16 protein-coding genes and 1 riboswitch are annotated in these 15234 nt (G+C 33.5%); of the genes, 12 read left to right on the top strand and 4 right to left on the bottom strand.

The window, feature by feature from the left end:
* The 4 genes from leuB to ACFWV9_RS01175 are packed head-to-tail and all read right to left on the bottom strand — an operon-like array spanning nucleotide 1 to nucleotide 4279.
* A complete protein-coding gene (leuB, locus tag ACFWV9_RS01190) occupies nucleotides 1-1119 on the bottom strand; it encodes a 3-isopropylmalate dehydrogenase (protein ID WP_411893402.1) in 1119 nt (372 codons plus the stop codon).
* Nucleotides 1120-1127: 8 nt separating this feature from the next.
* Complete coding sequence (leuD, locus tag ACFWV9_RS01185; RefSeq protein ID WP_411893401.1) at nucleotides 1128-1718, bottom strand: 3-isopropylmalate dehydratase small subunit; 591 nt, start codon at nucleotides 1716-1718, stop codon at nucleotides 1128-1130.
* On the bottom strand, nucleotides 1718-3100 hold the full coding sequence (gene leuC, locus ACFWV9_RS01180) for a 3-isopropylmalate dehydratase large subunit (protein ID WP_411893400.1): 1383 nt from the start codon (nucleotides 3098-3100) through the stop codon (nucleotides 1718-1720). Before leuC ends, leuD begins: the two co-directional genes overlap by 1 nt.
* 3 nt (nucleotides 3101-3103) lie before the next feature.
* Entirely contained in the window at nucleotides 3104-4279 is a 1176-nt protein-coding gene (locus tag ACFWV9_RS01175; protein ID WP_411893399.1) for a 2-isopropylmalate synthase, read from the bottom strand.
* Between the two features lie 147 nt (nucleotides 4280-4426).
* Between ACFWV9_RS01175 and ACFWV9_RS01170 the strand changes: the two genes are divergently transcribed.
* The 12 genes from ACFWV9_RS01170 (at nucleotide 4427) to ACFWV9_RS01115 (ending at nucleotide 15234) form a co-directional block, all read left to right on the top strand.
* Complete coding sequence (locus ACFWV9_RS01170) at nucleotides 4427-5974, top strand: hypothetical protein (RefSeq protein WP_411893784.1); 1548 nt, start codon at nucleotides 4427-4429, stop codon at nucleotides 5972-5974.
* 103 nt (nucleotides 5975-6077) lie between these two features.
* Nucleotides 6078-6202: riboswitch (SAM riboswitch) on the top strand.
* Nucleotides 6203-6322: 120 nt separating this feature from the next.
* On the top strand, nucleotides 6323-7621 hold the full coding sequence (locus ACFWV9_RS01165) for an O-acetylhomoserine aminocarboxypropyltransferase/cysteine synthase family protein (RefSeq protein ID WP_411893398.1): 1299 nt from the start codon (nucleotides 6323-6325) through the stop codon (nucleotides 7619-7621).
* 80 nt (nucleotides 7622-7701) lie between these two features.
* Nucleotides 7702-8154 carry an OsmC family protein gene (locus ACFWV9_RS01160; RefSeq protein ID WP_411893397.1) on the top strand — a complete coding sequence of 151 codons (453 nt, stop codon included), beginning with the start codon at nucleotides 7702-7704 and terminating at the stop codon, nucleotides 8152-8154.
* A gap of 8 nt (nucleotides 8155-8162) precedes the next feature.
* A complete protein-coding gene (locus tag ACFWV9_RS01155; protein ID WP_411893396.1) occupies nucleotides 8163-9170 on the top strand; it encodes an alpha/beta fold hydrolase in 1008 nt (335 codons plus the stop codon).
* A gap of 174 nt (nucleotides 9171-9344) precedes the next feature.
* Entirely contained in the window at nucleotides 9345-9680 is a 336-nt protein-coding gene (locus tag ACFWV9_RS01150) for an arsenosugar biosynthesis-associated peroxidase-like protein (RefSeq protein ID WP_411893395.1), read from the top strand.
* Nucleotides 9681-9685: 5 nt separating this feature from the next.
* Nucleotides 9686-10750, top strand: a complete 1065-nt coding sequence (gene arsS, locus ACFWV9_RS01145) for an arsenosugar biosynthesis radical SAM (seleno)protein ArsS (protein WP_411893394.1) — start codon at nucleotides 9686-9688, stop codon at nucleotides 10748-10750.
* 4 nt (nucleotides 10751-10754) lie between these two features.
* Nucleotides 10755-11249, top strand: a complete 495-nt coding sequence (locus ACFWV9_RS01140) for a rhodanese-like domain-containing protein (RefSeq protein ID WP_411893393.1) — start codon at nucleotides 10755-10757, stop codon at nucleotides 11247-11249.
* Complete coding sequence (locus ACFWV9_RS01135; RefSeq protein WP_411893392.1) at nucleotides 11242-11871, top strand: TIGR04282 family arsenosugar biosynthesis glycosyltransferase; 630 nt, start codon at nucleotides 11242-11244, stop codon at nucleotides 11869-11871. Before ACFWV9_RS01140 ends, ACFWV9_RS01135 begins: the two co-directional genes overlap by 8 nt.
* The gene (locus tag ACFWV9_RS01130) at nucleotides 11864-12676 is read left to right on the top strand and encodes a purine-nucleoside phosphorylase (protein WP_411893391.1); all 813 of its coding nucleotides are present in this window, start codon (nucleotides 11864-11866) and stop codon (nucleotides 12674-12676) included. Before ACFWV9_RS01135 ends, ACFWV9_RS01130 begins: the two co-directional genes overlap by 8 nt.
* Entirely contained in the window at nucleotides 12676-13644 is a 969-nt protein-coding gene (gene arsM, locus ACFWV9_RS01125) for an arsenosugar biosynthesis arsenite methyltransferase ArsM (RefSeq protein ID WP_411893390.1), read from the top strand. Before ACFWV9_RS01130 ends, arsM begins: the two co-directional genes overlap by 1 nt.
* 14 nt (nucleotides 13645-13658) lie before the next feature.
* A complete protein-coding gene (locus ACFWV9_RS01120) occupies nucleotides 13659-14549 on the top strand; it encodes a DUF547 domain-containing protein (protein ID WP_411893389.1) in 891 nt (296 codons plus the stop codon).
* Nucleotides 14542-15234, top strand: a complete 693-nt coding sequence (locus ACFWV9_RS01115) for a TIGR04283 family arsenosugar biosynthesis glycosyltransferase (protein WP_411893388.1) — start codon at nucleotides 14542-14544, stop codon at nucleotides 15232-15234. The genes ACFWV9_RS01120 and ACFWV9_RS01115 overlap by 8 nt, the downstream gene beginning before the upstream one ends.

The following is a 15234-nucleotide window of genomic DNA, read 5'->3' as shown; positions in this document are numbered from 1 at the left end:
TTAAATTATTGTTGATTGACCCAAATGGATATTCATAAAATTTAGATTTGTGTCTTTGGGATTAAAGATAAAATCTTCTATGAAATCACCAACAATTGAAGTTGTAACTTTATCGGAAGCTGGGTTTATATCTGGTGTTGAAATTTTAAGTTTGAGCGATTTCTCAACACCCTCTCTAATTAATTCCGCTTCAGTATTTAAATTAAAATGATCCAATAACATTGCCGCAGAGAGAATCGACGCAATTGGATTTGCAATTCCTTTACCTGTAGCTTGTGGAAATGACCCATGAATTGGCTCAAACATTGCATATTTATCTCCCACAGATGCTGAAGCTAATAAACCTATAGATCCACCAATAACACTTGCTTCGTCACTTATTATATCACCAAACATATTTTCAGTTAAAATTACATCAAACTGTTTAGGGTTAAGTATCATCTGCATTGCAGCATTATCCACAAAAAGAAAGTCTAATGTAACCTCAGGATATTCTTTAGCAATATCTGTCACCACACGCCTCCATAATCGAGAACTTTCTAGCACATTAGCCTTATCAATCAATGTTACTTTGTGGTTTCTTGTTTGGGCAGATTTAAATGCTAAATGAGCAATACGTTCAATTTCTGGCCTTGAATATTCACATAAATCCGATGCTACATTTCCATCTTCACTCAGTTCTTTTTTTCCAAAATAAATGCCACCTGTCAATTCTCTATATATTGAAATATCCGTTCCCTCTATAATTTCCTTTTTTAAAGGCGATTTATTCAACAATACAGGATAAGCTTTAACTGGTCTGATATTAGCAAAAAGTCCTAACTCTTTTCTTAGTTTTAATAAACCCTGTTCTGGTCTTACTTTAGCTGAAGGATTATTATCATATTTAGGATGGCCAATAGCACCAAACAAAACCGCATCACTAGATTTACATAAATTGAGTGTTTTCTCTGGCAACGGATCATTAGACTTATCTATTGCAATCGCTCCTACATCTGCATGAGTAAATTGAAAATTATGATTGTACTCTGAAGCAATTGCCTTAAGTGCTTTTACCGCTTGATTTGTTACTTCTGGCCCTATACCATCTCCTGGCAATACTGCTATTTTTAATTTCATCTAATTATTTAATATATTCTTTCAGCTTCAAATGCTTCAATTAGTTCTTTATTATTAATAAGGTAATCAATATCGTCATAACCATTGATCATACACGTTTTTTTGTATGGATCAATATCAAATTTTTCTGAAAGATTTTTACCCTCAACAGAAATAGTTTGATCTTCTAAATTAACTTCAACAACCGTTTGTGGATTAGACTCAATTTCATTTAACAAGTCACTCAAAAATGATTCTGAAACCTGAACTGGTAATAGACCATTATTTAATGCATTTCCTTTAAAGATATCTGCAAAAAAACTTGAGACGACTACTTTAAATCCATAACCTACAATTGCCCAAGCTGCATGTTCTCTACTAGAACCACAACCAAAATTATTGCCTGCAACTAATATGCTTCCTTCAAAATCAGAATTGTTTAAAACAAAACTTTCATTAACAGATCCATCTTTATAATATCTCCAATCTCTAAAAACGTTATCACCAAATCCTTTTTTGTCAGTAGCTTTTAAAAATCGTGCTGGTATAATTTGATCTGTATCAACATTTTCTATATTCAATGGAATAGCTGTTGACCTATGTGCTGTAAACTTCTCCATTAATTTAAATGTTTTGTTATGTCAATAATCTTCCCCTCAACTGCAGTAGCTGCTGCTACTAAAGGACTAGCTAAAATTGTTCTTGAGCCTTGCCCTTGTCTACCTTCAAAATTTCTGTTTGATGTTGATACACAGTATTCACCTCGCGGAATTTTATCATCATTCATTGCCAAACAGGCAGAACAACCTGGCTGACGGAGCTCAAAACCAGCATCATCAAAAATATCCTTAAGGCCTTCTTCAACAATTTGGGCCTCTACTTGTTTACTCCCAGGCACCAACCAAGCGGTGACATTCTTAGCCTTTCTTTTACCTTTTATATAATTTGCCGCAACTCTAAAATCTTCAATTCTAGAATTTGTACAACTACCAATAAAGACATAATTAATAGGCTTATCGAGTAAACTTTCACCAGCCTCGAAATTCATATATTCTAATGATTTTTTGAAAGATGGATTATTATCAATTGGGATGTTGCCATTAATTTTAATACCCATCCCAGGGTTTGTACCATATGTTACCATTGGTTCAATATCATCTGCATCAAAAAAGTACTCCTTATCAAACACAGCTCCTTTATCAGTTGGTAATGTTCTCCAATAAGTAAGTTTTTTATCAAATTCTTCACCTTTTGGTGCAAATTCTCTATCCTTTACATAGTTGAATGTTGTTTCATCTGGCGCAATCATACCGCCACGTGCTCCCATCTCTATACTCATATTACAAACCGTCATTCGGCCTTCCATACTCATTTCCTCAAATACATTACCTGCATACTCACAGAAATATCCTGTACCTGCATTAGTACCTAATTTTGATATGATATACAGTATTACATCCTTTGGAAGAACACCAGGTTTAAGCTTTCCATTAACCGAAACCCTCAAACTTTTTGGCTTAGTTAGTAACAAGCACTGGCTAGCAAATACCTGTGCTACTTGACTTGTACCTATACCAAAAGCAATGGCTCCAAACGCACCATGGGTAGACGTGTGACTGTCTCCACAAACCATTGTCATTCCTGGTTGTGTTATACCTAACTCTGGAGCCATTACATGCACAATTCCATTATACTTATGTCCTAACTCATATAATGTAATGTTATTAGCTTTACAATTTTCTGATAGTTGCTGTAACTGCTTTCTAGACAGTTCGTCTTTAACAGGTTTATCTTGATTTAACGTTGGTGTATTATGATCTGCAGTCGCTACAATTTGATCTGGTCTATAAACAGGAATTCCTCGTTCTTTCAATTCATTGAAAGCTTGAGGACTTGTAACTTCATGTATTAAATGTTTATCTATATATAATATCTGAGGACCATTTTCAATACTACTTACAACATGCGCATCCCAGACTTTATCGAATAACGTTTTTCCCATACTTTATGCGGATATTATTTCTTGGTATACTCTGCTCGTTTCTATTATTTGATGGATGTCGTTATCATCGATTTCCTTTTTTCTATCAGCAAAATTTAAGAAGTTACTATAAACATCATCTAACTGAAGTTTAGTTAACTCATAACCAACTTTCTTGGCTCTATATGCCAAGGCCGCGCGTCCACTGCGCGCCGTAAGTACAATTGCTGAATCCGTTACACCAACATCCTTCGGATCAATAATCTCGTATGTTTCACGATTTTTTATCACACCATCTTGGTGTATACCAGAACTATGCGCAAAGGCATTAGCACCAACAATTGCTTTGTTAGGTTGCGTATAAATACCCATACTGTCACTCACCAATTGACTAATACCATAAAGCATTGATGTATTAATATTTGTGTCGAGATCTAAATATGGATGCTGTTTTAAAATCATTACAACTTCCTCTAAAGCCGTATTACCTGCTCGCTCTCCTATACCGTTTATTGTACATTCAATCTGTCTTGCACCATTGATGACCCCTTCTATTGAATTCGCCGTTGCCAAACCTAAATCATTATGACAGTGACAAGATAAAATCGCTTTTTCAATACCTTTCACATTTTCCATGAGGTACTTAATTTTTGCTCCGTATTCACTTGGCAAACAATAACCTGTAGTATCTGGAATGTTCAATACAGTTGCACCAGCTTTTATTGCTACTTCACAAACTCTTGCCAAGTATTCGTTGTCAGTTCTGCCAGCATCTTCTGCATAAAATTCTACATCCTCAACAAAAGATTTAGCATATTTTACCGCAGCGTAAGCTCTTTCTAATATATCTTCCTTAGTAGTTTTAAACTTGTGTACAATATGAGAATCTGATGTTCCTATCCCTGTATGGATACGAGGGTTTTTTGCTTTTTTCAATGCTGCTGCTGCAACTTTTATATCATTTTCAACTGATCTTGTTAAACCGCAAACTGTAGCATTTTTTACAATTTCAGAAATAGCTTCTACAGATTTAAAATCACCAGGACTAGACACAGGAAATCCCGCCTCAATCACATCTACACCCAAAGCATCTAATTTTGACGCAATGACAACTTTCTGTTCTGTATTAAGTTTACAACCTGGTACCTGCTCTCCGTCACGTAATGTTGTATCAAATATTTGAATATTGTTTTTTGACATTTATCAAAATAAAGTTTAGTATTGTTATACGAATTTATACCTTGAAACTAACTAAGTATATTACATGCATTTTGATTTTACGATGTCCAAATTCATATTTGTATATTATATATTTGATAGTCAGCTATATAAGTCCATTTTCAATTGATAACTAAAGACCAAAAAGACAACTTATTTTTACTCGTAAAATCATTGAATAAGTCCGAAAAAAGACAATTCAAACTTTATGTAGGCAGACTAGGTGTGAATACGGACTCAAAATTCTTGAATTTATTTAATCTTTTAGATAAAGCTAAGATCTATGATGAGGCGTCAATAATCAAGACTGGTATTGTAAAAAAACAACAACTTGCTAACGTAAAAGCTCATCTTTATAAGCAAATATTAATAAGCCTTAAATTAAACCCGTCTCATCAAAATGTTAGATCTCAAATAAGAGAACAATTAGATTTTGCCTCAATTCTATATCATAAAGGACTTTATAAACAAAGTTTAAAAATATTAGACAAGGCAAAAGATTTAGCTATTGCGAACGAAGAAAAAAACATGGCTTTCGAAATTATTGAGCTCGAAAAAATTATCGAATCCCAATATATTACTCGAAGCATAGGTAGTCGCGCAGATGAGCTAGCTGTTCAAGCTAAAGAAATTAGTTCATTAAATGTAATTGCATCAAAGCTATCCAACCTTTCTCTCCAATTGTATAGTATAATGCTAAAAACTGGTTATGTAAAAAACGAAGAGGAAAGTAAAATAGTTACAAAATATTTTAAGGATAGATTACCTAAAATTAATATTAAAAAAATAGGATTCAGGGAAAAACTATGGCTATACAAAGCACATCTTTGGTATAGCTTTTTAATGCAAGATTTCTTAAGCTGCTATAAATATTCTTCTAAGCTGGTAAATCTATTTTACGAAAATCCAAAAATGATAAACCTTAACCCGGTTTTCTTTTTAAAGGGTAACAATTATCTGCTAGAATCCATATTTTATTTAAGAAACAAGCCAAAATTTGTTGAAAAACTAAATGACCTTAAAACAACTGTAAATAATCCAAAATTTATAAAGGATCAAAATGTATCAACTCTAGTTTTTTTATACACCAATTTTCACAGTATTAATCAATATTTTATTGATGGTAGTTTTGAGCAAGGGCTTGAGATTATCCCTAAAATAGAGACAGAATTAGTGAATTTTCAAGATAAGATTGATCCACATCACAAAATGATATTTTATTACAAATTTGCTAGTTTAGAATTTGGTGCTGGCAATAATAAAGCATGCATAAAATATCTCAACAGGATCATTTCTAACAAATCACTTTCCATGCGAGAAGATTTGCTTTGCTTTTCAAGAGTATTAAATCTGGTAGCACATTATGAAGCAGGCATAGATTATCATTTAGATTCCTTATTGCGAAGTACATATAAGTTCCTCATAAAAATGAACGACCTACATGAAGTCCAAAAAGAAATGATAAAATTTATTCGTGGTCTTCAAGATATTTATCCGCATGATTTAAAAAATGCGTTCAAAGATTTATTGGAAAGGTTAAAAAAATATGAAGATCACCCGTTTGAGCGAAGATCCTTCCTTTATTTAGATATTATTTCGTGGCTAGAAAGCAAAATTGAAAACAAATCTGTTGGTGAGATTATTAAAAATAAATATTTGACAAAATATGCACCTTGAATTTTTGAAATTCATAAAAAAAGCACAAAAACTTAAAATAAATTTGGTTTTTAAATTTTTGTAATGCAATATTTGTACTCACAAAGTTCAAAAACTTACTGAAATGTTATCAAGAAAGGTGGAGGGAATAGACCCTATGAAACCTTAGCAACCCTCAGATTTACTGAGAAGGTGCTAAATTCTACTTGAATGAGCAAGTCATTTTTTGCAAGTTCGGATAGATAACTCAAGACTAATTACTCATCTGTAATTAGCATTTTCTTTATAACATTTTTCTATTAAGTACGCTTCTAACGAGGCTTATTTGGCTTTTGTTTTAATTATTTATTAACTCAAAAACTTAGAAAAATGAGTACACAAAAATTCGCAACAAAAGCGTTGCACGCAGGACACGATGTCCAAAACAATGGAGGAACCAGGGCTGTTCCTATTTATCAATCTACGGCTTATGTCTTTAACGATTCTGATCATGCAGCCAACCTTTTTGCCCTAGCAGAAACTGGTAATATTTATACCAGAATCAACAATCCAACTAACGATGTTCTAGAGCAACGCTTAGCTGCTTTAGAAGGAGGAATTGCAGCAGTAGTTACCGCTTCTGGCACCTCTGCTATTGCAACTTCGTTATTAACGTTATTAAAAGCTGGTGATCATATTGTGGCATCTAGCAGTTTGTATGGAGGTACCTACAATTTATTGAGCGTAACCCTGCCAAGACATGGTATCACAACCACTTTTGTTGACCCTTCAGACCCAGAAAATTTTAATAAAGCGGCTCAAGAAAATACCAGAGCATTCTTTATAGAATCACTAGGAAATCCGAAGCTAGATGTATTAGATATTGAAGCTATTTCTAAAGAAGCTAAAGCTTATAAAGTTCCTTTAATTGTAGACAATACAGTTGCAACACCTTATTTGCTTAACCCAATAGAATATGGAGCAAATATTGTAATCCATTCGTTAACAAAATACATCAATGGTAATGGAACCGCTTTAGGAGGTGTAATTATTGATGCTGGCACATTTGATTGGACCAATGGTAAATTCCCTGAATTTACTGAACCATCTGCTGGTTACCACGGTTTAGTTTATAGCGAAGCACTAGAAGCAGCAGCATTTATTGCTAAAGTAAGAATTGAAGGATTACGAGATTACGGTGGCGCATTAAGTCCATTTAATGCTTTTCAAATTATTCAAGGATTAGAAACACTAGAATTACGAATTAAAAAGCATAGTGAAAATGCTTTAGAATTAGCAAAATGGCTGCAAGTTCAACCAGAAGTGACTTGGGTTAACTATCCAGGATTGAAAACTAGCAATTACAGAGCATTGGCAGAGAAATATTTGCCAGAAGGACAAAGCGGCATTGTAACGTTTGGCGTTGAAGGTGGCTATGATGCTGCTAAAATAATTGCAGACAAAACCAAACTTTTCTCTCTCTTAGCAAATATTGGAGATACAAAGTCATTGATCATTCATCCTGCAAGTACAACCCATCAACAATTAAGTGATGAAGCACAAGAAAGTACTGGAGTAACTAAAGACCTTATTCGTCTTTCTGTAGGAATTGAAAATATTGAAGATTTAAAAGCTGATTTAAAAGAAGCATTTGCAATTGTAAAAGAGCAAAAAGCCCTTCAAAATTAGCCTTTAGGGCAGTTTATTTGATACAGGTGTCCTTAAAAAAGGGCAACTGTTAGTAATTCACAATTTAATAAAAAGAAAAGATGAGTAATTTAAAATTTAGTGTTTCTGGAGAAAGTTCTTCTGAAACAAAATTTATAGGAAATACAAGGCAGTTTACATTAATCGTTGACGAGCCTGAAGCATTAGGTGGAACAGATGATTTTCCAAATCCAGTGGAATATATTTTAGCTGGTTTTGCAGGCTGTGTAAATGTAGTTGGCCATGTTGTTGCCAAAGAGTTAGGATTTACCATTAACAATCTTAAAATTGAAGTTAATGGAGAACTAAATCCTAACCGGTTTTTAGGAAGTTCTAATGAGGAAAGAGCTGGTTTTAAGTCCATTAAACTTCATTTAATTCCTGATACTGATGCAGATATTGAAACTTTAACCAAATGGTTGCAAATTGTTGAAGATCGTTGCCCTGTCAAGGATAATCTTCAAAATAGTACACCAATTTCACTTGCTGTAGAAAAAGAATACAATGTTTCATAACACGTTTAATGAGTAAATTAGAACATATAACCATTTCAAACTACAAAACCCAAAGTGGTAAGGCATCGAATATTTCGTTGTCTTACCAAACCTTTGGTGTTGAACTAGGCAAAGGACCTGTAGTATTGGTTATTCATGCCCTTACGGGAAATTCTAATGTTATTGGTCCATTTGGTTGGTGGAATGATTTAATTGGTGACAATAAGTGTATAGACACCAATGTATTTACAATTTTGGCCTTCAATATACCTGGAAATGGTTTTGATAAATCCAACAATAATCTCATAGACAATTATAAAGACTACACGGCAAGAGATATTGCTCAAATCTTTGTGGCTGGTCTTGACCAACTTAAAATCAATACACTCTTCGCTGCAATTGGTGGATCGGTAGGTGGTGGAATAGCATGGGAACTGGCTGCACTAAAACCAAATCTTATTGAGCATTTAATACCTATTGCTACTGATTGGAAATCTACAGATTGGCTTATTGCAAATTGTCATATTCAAGACGCTATTCTCAACAATTCTAAAAAACCATTAGAGGATGCCAGAATGCATGCTATGACCTTGTATAGAACGCCAGAGTCTCTTAAGGATAAGTTTAAACGTACTAAAAAATCGTCTGGCCTATTTAATGTAGAATCTTGGTTGAATCATCATGGCAATAAATTGAATGATAGATTTATTTTGTCTGCTTATAAAATGATGAACCAAATTTTAAGGACCATTGATATTACCGAAGGTAGAGGTGAATTTTTAGAAATTGCAAAAAACATTTCTTCAAACATTCATATAGTAACGATCAATTCTGACTTATTCTTTAAACCAGAAGAAAACTGGTCTACTTTTGTTGACCTTAAAACGGTTAAAGATAATGTGACCATACACGAAATAAAATCAATTGATGGTCATGATGCATTTTTGATAGAATTTGACCAATTGGCGAAATTTTTAAAGCCTGTTTTTAAAATAGATATGAAGAAAATCAAACAGCAACGAAAGTACGTTGCCTGATTATAAAGTGCTATTAATCTGAAAACCCGTTAATTATGTTCGGGTTTTTTTATTTCTTAATTCGACTTAAATTTTCCAAATAAACTTTATCATAATTTTCTGTAATCTTTAAGAATTAACTTCGACAAAAAATATTATCTTGATTTTTTGTACTAACGCTTAAGAAACTATTTAATGTCTAAAACATATTACGATCCTGCAGACCTTAGAAAATTTGGGAAAATCACGGAATGGGGCGAGGAACTTGGTAACAAGTTCTTTGAGTATTACGGAAAAGTTTTTGAAGAAGGGGCTCTAACAGGAAGAGAAAAATCTTTAATAGCTCTCGCTGTTGCGCATACTGAGCAGTGCCCATATTGCATAGATGCATATTCTAAAGATGGTTTAGAGCGAGGCATTACCAAAGAAGAAATGATGGAAGCCATTCATGTTGGTGCAGCCATAAAAAGTGGCGCAACATTAGTACATGGTGTACAAATGATGAACAAAGTGAATAAACTTGACGGATAATTTAGATGATAAAAGTTAAATCCCAATCTCTTCATAAGCGCGATAGCGCGCTGGCACAAAGTAAAAGGCAATTAGAAATTCTATCTAACGGTATATTTCAAAATGGAGAATTACCAAAATTTAAAGATAAAATTGCCGATACAAATCAGTTTCCGCTTAAGGCTAAAAAACTAGAAATATTACAAATCAATGTAGGTTACATGTGTAACCAAGTTTGTGAACACTGCCATGTCGATGCTGGTCCGGATAGAACGGAAATTATGACCAAGGAGACCATGCTTCAATGTCTAGAGGTAATAAAAAATACAGGTGCGCATACTTTAGATCTCACAGGAGGCGCTCCTGAAATGAATCCTAATTTTAGATGGTTTGTAGATGAGGCCTCTAAAGCTGGTATTAAAGATTTCATCGTCAGATCTAACTTAACCATAATTAGAGCAAATAAAAAGTATTACGATCTTCCAGAATTTTTTAAAAATCATAATGTTCATGTTGTAAGTTCTATGCCACACTGGACACGTGGTAAAACTGATAAACAAAGAGGTGATGGTGTTTTTGATAAATCGATAAAAGCACTTCAAGAATTAAATGCTATTGGTTATGGCTTGCCAGATAGTGGTTTAAGATTAGACTTAGTTTACAATCCATCTGGTGCGTTTTTGCCAGGAAATCAGGCTTCAATGGAAAAAGACTTTAAGAAGGCTTTATCAGAAGATTTTGGTATACAATTTCACAATCTCTTTGCTATAACTAATTTACCAATTAGTCGCTTTTTAGATTACCTAATTGCTTCTGAGAATTATGAAGATTACATGTATCAATTAGTAGATGCTTATAATCCAGATGCAGTAACTAATGTGATGTGCACAAACACCTTATCAGTAAGCTGGGATGGCTATCTATACGACTGTGATTTTAACCAGATGTTAGAGTTACCTGTAAATAGTAAGGTGAAGCACATTTCAGAGTATAATGAAGACTTACTAGAAGGAAGAAATATTGTAATTTCTCAGCACTGTTATGGGTGTACAGCTGGTGCTGGTAGTAGTTGCCAAGGAACCGTCGCTTAATTTTATGAAAAATTTCTTTTTAATCCTTACTCTTTTTTTTGGTTTCATTTCTTGTTCTCAAGAAAGTTTGTCTGATGTATTAAAGCAATATAATACTGAAAGTATACCCTATATTTCTGTGAAGGAGCTTGCAATGCCAAAAACCCATGCCTTAATATTAGATGCAAGGGAAATTAACGAATTTAAAGTGAGTCATATAAAGGACGCAATATATGTAGGCTATGATGATTTTAATATCGAAAAAACCAAAAGCCTTTTACATGATGAAAATATCATGATCGTTGTGTATTGCTCAATAGGTGTTCGATCTGAAGATATTGCAGAAAAACTTAAGAAGGAAGGTTATAGGAATGTATATAATCTATTCGGTGGAATATTCGAATGGAAAAATAATAACTTCACGGTTTATAATTCAGATGATAAAGCAACAGAAGATGTGCATGCATTTTCAAAAGAATGGAGCCAATGGCTTTTAAAAGGTAATAAGATTTATGACTGATGCATTAGTAATAGTTTTTGTAAAAAACATGAAACTAGGCACCGTTAAAACCCGGCTAGCAAAGACCATTGGTGATGTTGGCGCATTTGAAGTATATTCAGAATTGGTTGGTGTCACAGAAAAAGCAACTCAGAACCTTAATTGTGACAAACACATTTATTTCTCCAATTCAATTTCAGAATCTCATTGGCCAATTGAGTCCAAAGCAGTTCAGCAAGGTGATGACTTAGGAGAAAAAATGTTCAATGCATTTATGGATGGTTTTAAAGCAGGTTATAAAAAGATAGTACTCATTGGTTCTGACTTACCTACAATAAATTCAAATCATATTATGAAAGGTTTGGATGCACTAGATAAAACAGATTCGGTATTTGGACCAGCTGAAGATGGTGGTTATTATTTAATTGGTCTTAAATCCATGGTACCACAAATCTTCCAAAATAAGCCATGGAGTCAACCCGAATTATTAAGAACAACGATACAAGAGTTACAAAACCTAAACGTATCTGTTAGTAAATTAGAGACGTTAAATGATATAGATACTTATGAAGACTTAATAGCTTCAGAATTCTATAAATCAAACATTAAACTACAAGAAAAAATACAACAGTTAAATGATTAAATATATAACTGAAAGTACAGAATATTTGAAGAGTAAAGGATTTGACAATCCAGAAATCGGAATAATTTTAGGCACTGGTCTGGGCCAACTCATTAACGAGATTGATATCATTGCAAAAGCAAGTTATAATCATATACCAAACTTTCCGACTGCTACTGTAGAGTTCCATAAAGGAAAACTCATTTTTGGTGAATTAGCTGGCAAAAAAGTTATTGTTATGCAAGGTCGCTTTCATGTTTATGAAGGTTATACTTTACAAGATGTTACTTTCCCAGTTAGAATAATGGAAAAACTAGGAATAAAAACACTTTTGGTTTCTAATGCTGCAGGAGCTATAAACCTGAATTTCAAAAAAGGTGAATTAATGTTAATTGATGATCATATCAATTTGCAAGGAAGCTCTCCTTTAGCTTTCAAAGGTGTCTCTGAGCTTGGTGAGCGTTTTAATGATATGAGTGCGCCTTACGACCACAAGATTAACGATAGGATTGAGAATATTGCCAATAAACATAATATTAAACTTCACAAAGGTGTATATGCCAGTGTTGTAGGACCTCAACTGGAAACCAGAGCAGAATATAGAATGTTAAAAATTATTGGGGCAGATGCTGTTGGTATGAGTACTGTACCTGAGATTATTGTTGCTAACCACTTAGGCCTAAAAGCATCAGCAATTTCTGTATTAACAGATGAATGCGATCCTGATAATCTTAAACCAGTAAATATCACAGAAATCATAGAAATGGCAAATAAAGCTGAACCGAATATGATAATACTATTTAAAGAATTGATAAAAACTTTATAATGAGCTACTTAGAAACCACACACGATGTATATAAAGAAGCTGCATTGACACCAGATGTTGGATTATGCTGTACCACAAATCCTATATGGGAATTACCAGGATTAAGGATTCCTAGAATAATGCAAGAGATGAACTACGGCTGTGGAAGTACTGTACATGCTCGCGATTTAACAAATAATCCTAAAATGCTTTATGTAGGTGTTGGTGGAGGCATGGAACTTTTACAGTTCGCTTATTTTAACAGACAAACAGCTGGTGTTATTGGTATTGATGTAGTTGACGAAATGCTAGAAGCATCCAAGCAAAATTTTAAAGAAGCTGAAGTACTTAATCCATGGTTTAAAAGTGATTTTGTTGAACTTAAAAAAGGTGATGCTATGAATCTTCCTGTTGAAGATAATAGTATAGATGTTGCTGCACAGAATTGTCTTTTCAATATTTTTAAAGCGGATGATCTTAAAAAAGCAATCGCAGAAATGTACCGTGTACTTAAACCACACGGTAGATTGGTAATGAGCGATCCTACCTGTGAGCAACCAATGAATGACACATTACGTAATGACGAAAGATTAAGAGCATTGTGCCTTAGCGGTAGTTTGCCAATTGCGGAATATGTTAAAGCCCTTACTGATGCAGGATTTGGCACTATTGAAATAAGAGCTAGAAAACCTTATAGAATATTGGATCCTAAACATTATCCTACAGACGAATTAATCTATATAGAATCTATTGAAGTTGCTGCTATAAAAGACCCTATGCCAGTAGATGGGCCTTGTGTTTTTACAGGTAAAGCAGCAATCTATTTTGGAGAAGATGATTATTTTGATGATGAAGCAGGTCACGTTTTGCTTAAAAACCAACCATTGGCTATATGCGATAAAACAGCAGGTGCATTGAAAGCTTTGGGTAGAAATGACGTCTACATAAGTGAATCTACATTTCACTATGATGGTGGTGGATGTTGTTAAACAACCTATTTTTAATGAGAGTAATAATTGCCTTTTTAATTCTTTGTGCATTTTCGTGTAGTTCAAAAAAGACTGTTGTTGAAAAACAATCACCTGAAAAGGTAGTTATTGATTCTTTAATTATTACCAAGGTACCAGATGCGACCGAGAAACAAGTTCCTCCTCCTCTGACTCAATCAGTATCAGAAAATGTGGGAAAAGTTCCAAAAGAAAATAATACTATTCCACCTCCTCCTGAACCTCCAAAACTAATTGCAGTTAAAGATCAATTCGACCATGCAAGATGGCATAAAATATTACAAAAACATGTTTCAGAAAATGGCAAGGTTGATTATTTAGGGATTAAAAACTCCATGGATTTGGATGTTTATATAGATATGATAACCCATACCATGCCAAATGATACATGGACTAAGTCCGAAAAATTAGCCTACTGGATCAATGCCTATAATGCACTAACAATTGATTTAATTCTTCGTAATTATCCTATAAAGAGTATTAAAGACATTAAAGATCCTTGGGGTCAGCGATTTTGGCAATTTGGTGATAAATGGTTAAACCTTAATTATATTGAACACAATATTTTGCGTAAAATGGATGAACCAAGAATTCATTTTGCCATTGTTTGCGCTTCAGATTCATGTCCAAAACTACTAAATGAAGCTTATACTGCTTCAGACTCAGAATCACAACTCACAAAGGCAACAAAGGATTTTTTAAATGATAAATCAAAAAATGAGATAAATAGCAATAGTTTAAAACTGTCTAAAATATTCAAATGGTTTGCCAATGACTTTAAGCAAAATGGAAGCCTGATCGATTTTCTAAATAAATATTCTGAAATTACGATTTCAGAGAATGCAAAAAAAAGTTACAAAGACTATAATTGGGAATTGAATGACTAAAATTTCAATAATAATCCCCGTTCTCAATGAGGCGAATTATATTGGTGAGTTATTAAAACATATAGAAACTCATTCCAGCTCAAAAAATATATCAGACATTATAGTGGTTGATGGTGGTAGTACAGACGGAACAAAAGAAATCGTAAAATCATTTGAAAAAATTGTTTTAAGTTCTTCGGAAAAAGGAAGGGCAAAACAAATGAATCTTGGCGCAAAAACATCAAAAGCTGGTGTTTTGTACTTTCTTCATGCAGATGCACATCCACCAAAAGACTTTGATCATTTAATTCTTAAAGAATTATCCAAAGGAAATGAAGCTGGTTGTTTTAGAATGCAGTTTGATAGTAAGCATTGGTGGTTACGATTAGCAAGTTGGTTTACCCAATTTAATATAAGGCCATGTCGTGGTGGTGATCAAAGCCAGTTCATCACTAGAGAATTATTTACAGATATTGGTGGTTATGATGAAGACTACGTTATTTATGAGGACAATATTTTGATTAATGAACTATATGCCCGAAAACAATTCGTAGTTATAAATAGTAAAATCAGAACCTCAGCGAGACAATACAAAAAAGTGGGTGTTTGGAAACTACAGTATCATTTCTGGTCTATTTATGTCAAACGATGGTTCGGTGCTTCAGCCGACGATATTTACACTTACTATAAAAAACATATTAGGTAG

Origin of the sequence: Winogradskyella sp. A2, from assembly GCF_046762865.1 — a bacterium.
GTDB lineage: Bacteria > Bacteroidota > Bacteroidia > Flavobacteriales > Flavobacteriaceae > Winogradskyella.
This window is presented reverse-complemented; position numbering and strand designations above follow the sequence as displayed.

Coding starts and splice junctions, on each gene's coding strand:
- ACFWV9_RS01175 (WP_411893399.1), bottom strand. CDS start 4,279: ATGTCAAAAAACAATATTCAAATATTTGATACAACATTACGTGACGGA.
- ACFWV9_RS01120 (WP_411893389.1), top strand. CDS start 13,659: ATGAGAGTAATAATTGCCTTTTTAATTCTTTGTGCATTTTCGTGTAGT.
- ACFWV9_RS01130 (WP_411893391.1), top strand. CDS start 11,864: ATGATTAAATATATAACTGAAAGTACAGAATATTTGAAGAGTAAAGGA.
- leuC (WP_411893400.1), bottom strand. CDS start 3,100: ATGGGAAAAACGTTATTCGATAAAGTCTGGGATGCGCATGTTGTAAGT.
- arsS (WP_411893394.1), top strand. CDS start 9,686: ATGATAAAAGTTAAATCCCAATCTCTTCATAAGCGCGATAGCGCGCTG.
- leuB (WP_411893402.1), bottom strand. CDS start 1,119: ATGAAATTAAAAATAGCAGTATTGCCAGGAGATGGTATAGGGCCAGAA.
- ACFWV9_RS01160 (WP_411893397.1), top strand. CDS start 7,702: ATGAGTAATTTAAAATTTAGTGTTTCTGGAGAAAGTTCTTCTGAAACA.
- ACFWV9_RS01135 (WP_411893392.1), top strand. CDS start 11,242: ATGACTGATGCATTAGTAATAGTTTTTGTAAAAAACATGAAACTAGGC.
- ACFWV9_RS01115 (WP_411893388.1), top strand. CDS start 14,542: ATGACTAAAATTTCAATAATAATCCCCGTTCTCAATGAGGCGAATTAT.
- ACFWV9_RS01155 (WP_411893396.1), top strand. CDS start 8,163: ATGAGTAAATTAGAACATATAACCATTTCAAACTACAAAACCCAAAGT.
- ACFWV9_RS01140 (WP_411893393.1), top strand. CDS start 10,755: ATGAAAAATTTCTTTTTAATCCTTACTCTTTTTTTTGGTTTCATTTCT.
- leuD (WP_411893401.1), bottom strand. CDS start 1,718: ATGGAGAAGTTTACAGCACATAGGTCAACAGCTATTCCATTGAATATA.
- arsM (WP_411893390.1), top strand. CDS start 12,676: ATGAGCTACTTAGAAACCACACACGATGTATATAAAGAAGCTGCATTG.
- ACFWV9_RS01150 (WP_411893395.1), top strand. CDS start 9,345: ATGTCTAAAACATATTACGATCCTGCAGACCTTAGAAAATTTGGGAAA.
- ACFWV9_RS01165 (WP_411893398.1), top strand. CDS start 6,323: ATGAGTACACAAAAATTCGCAACAAAAGCGTTGCACGCAGGACACGAT.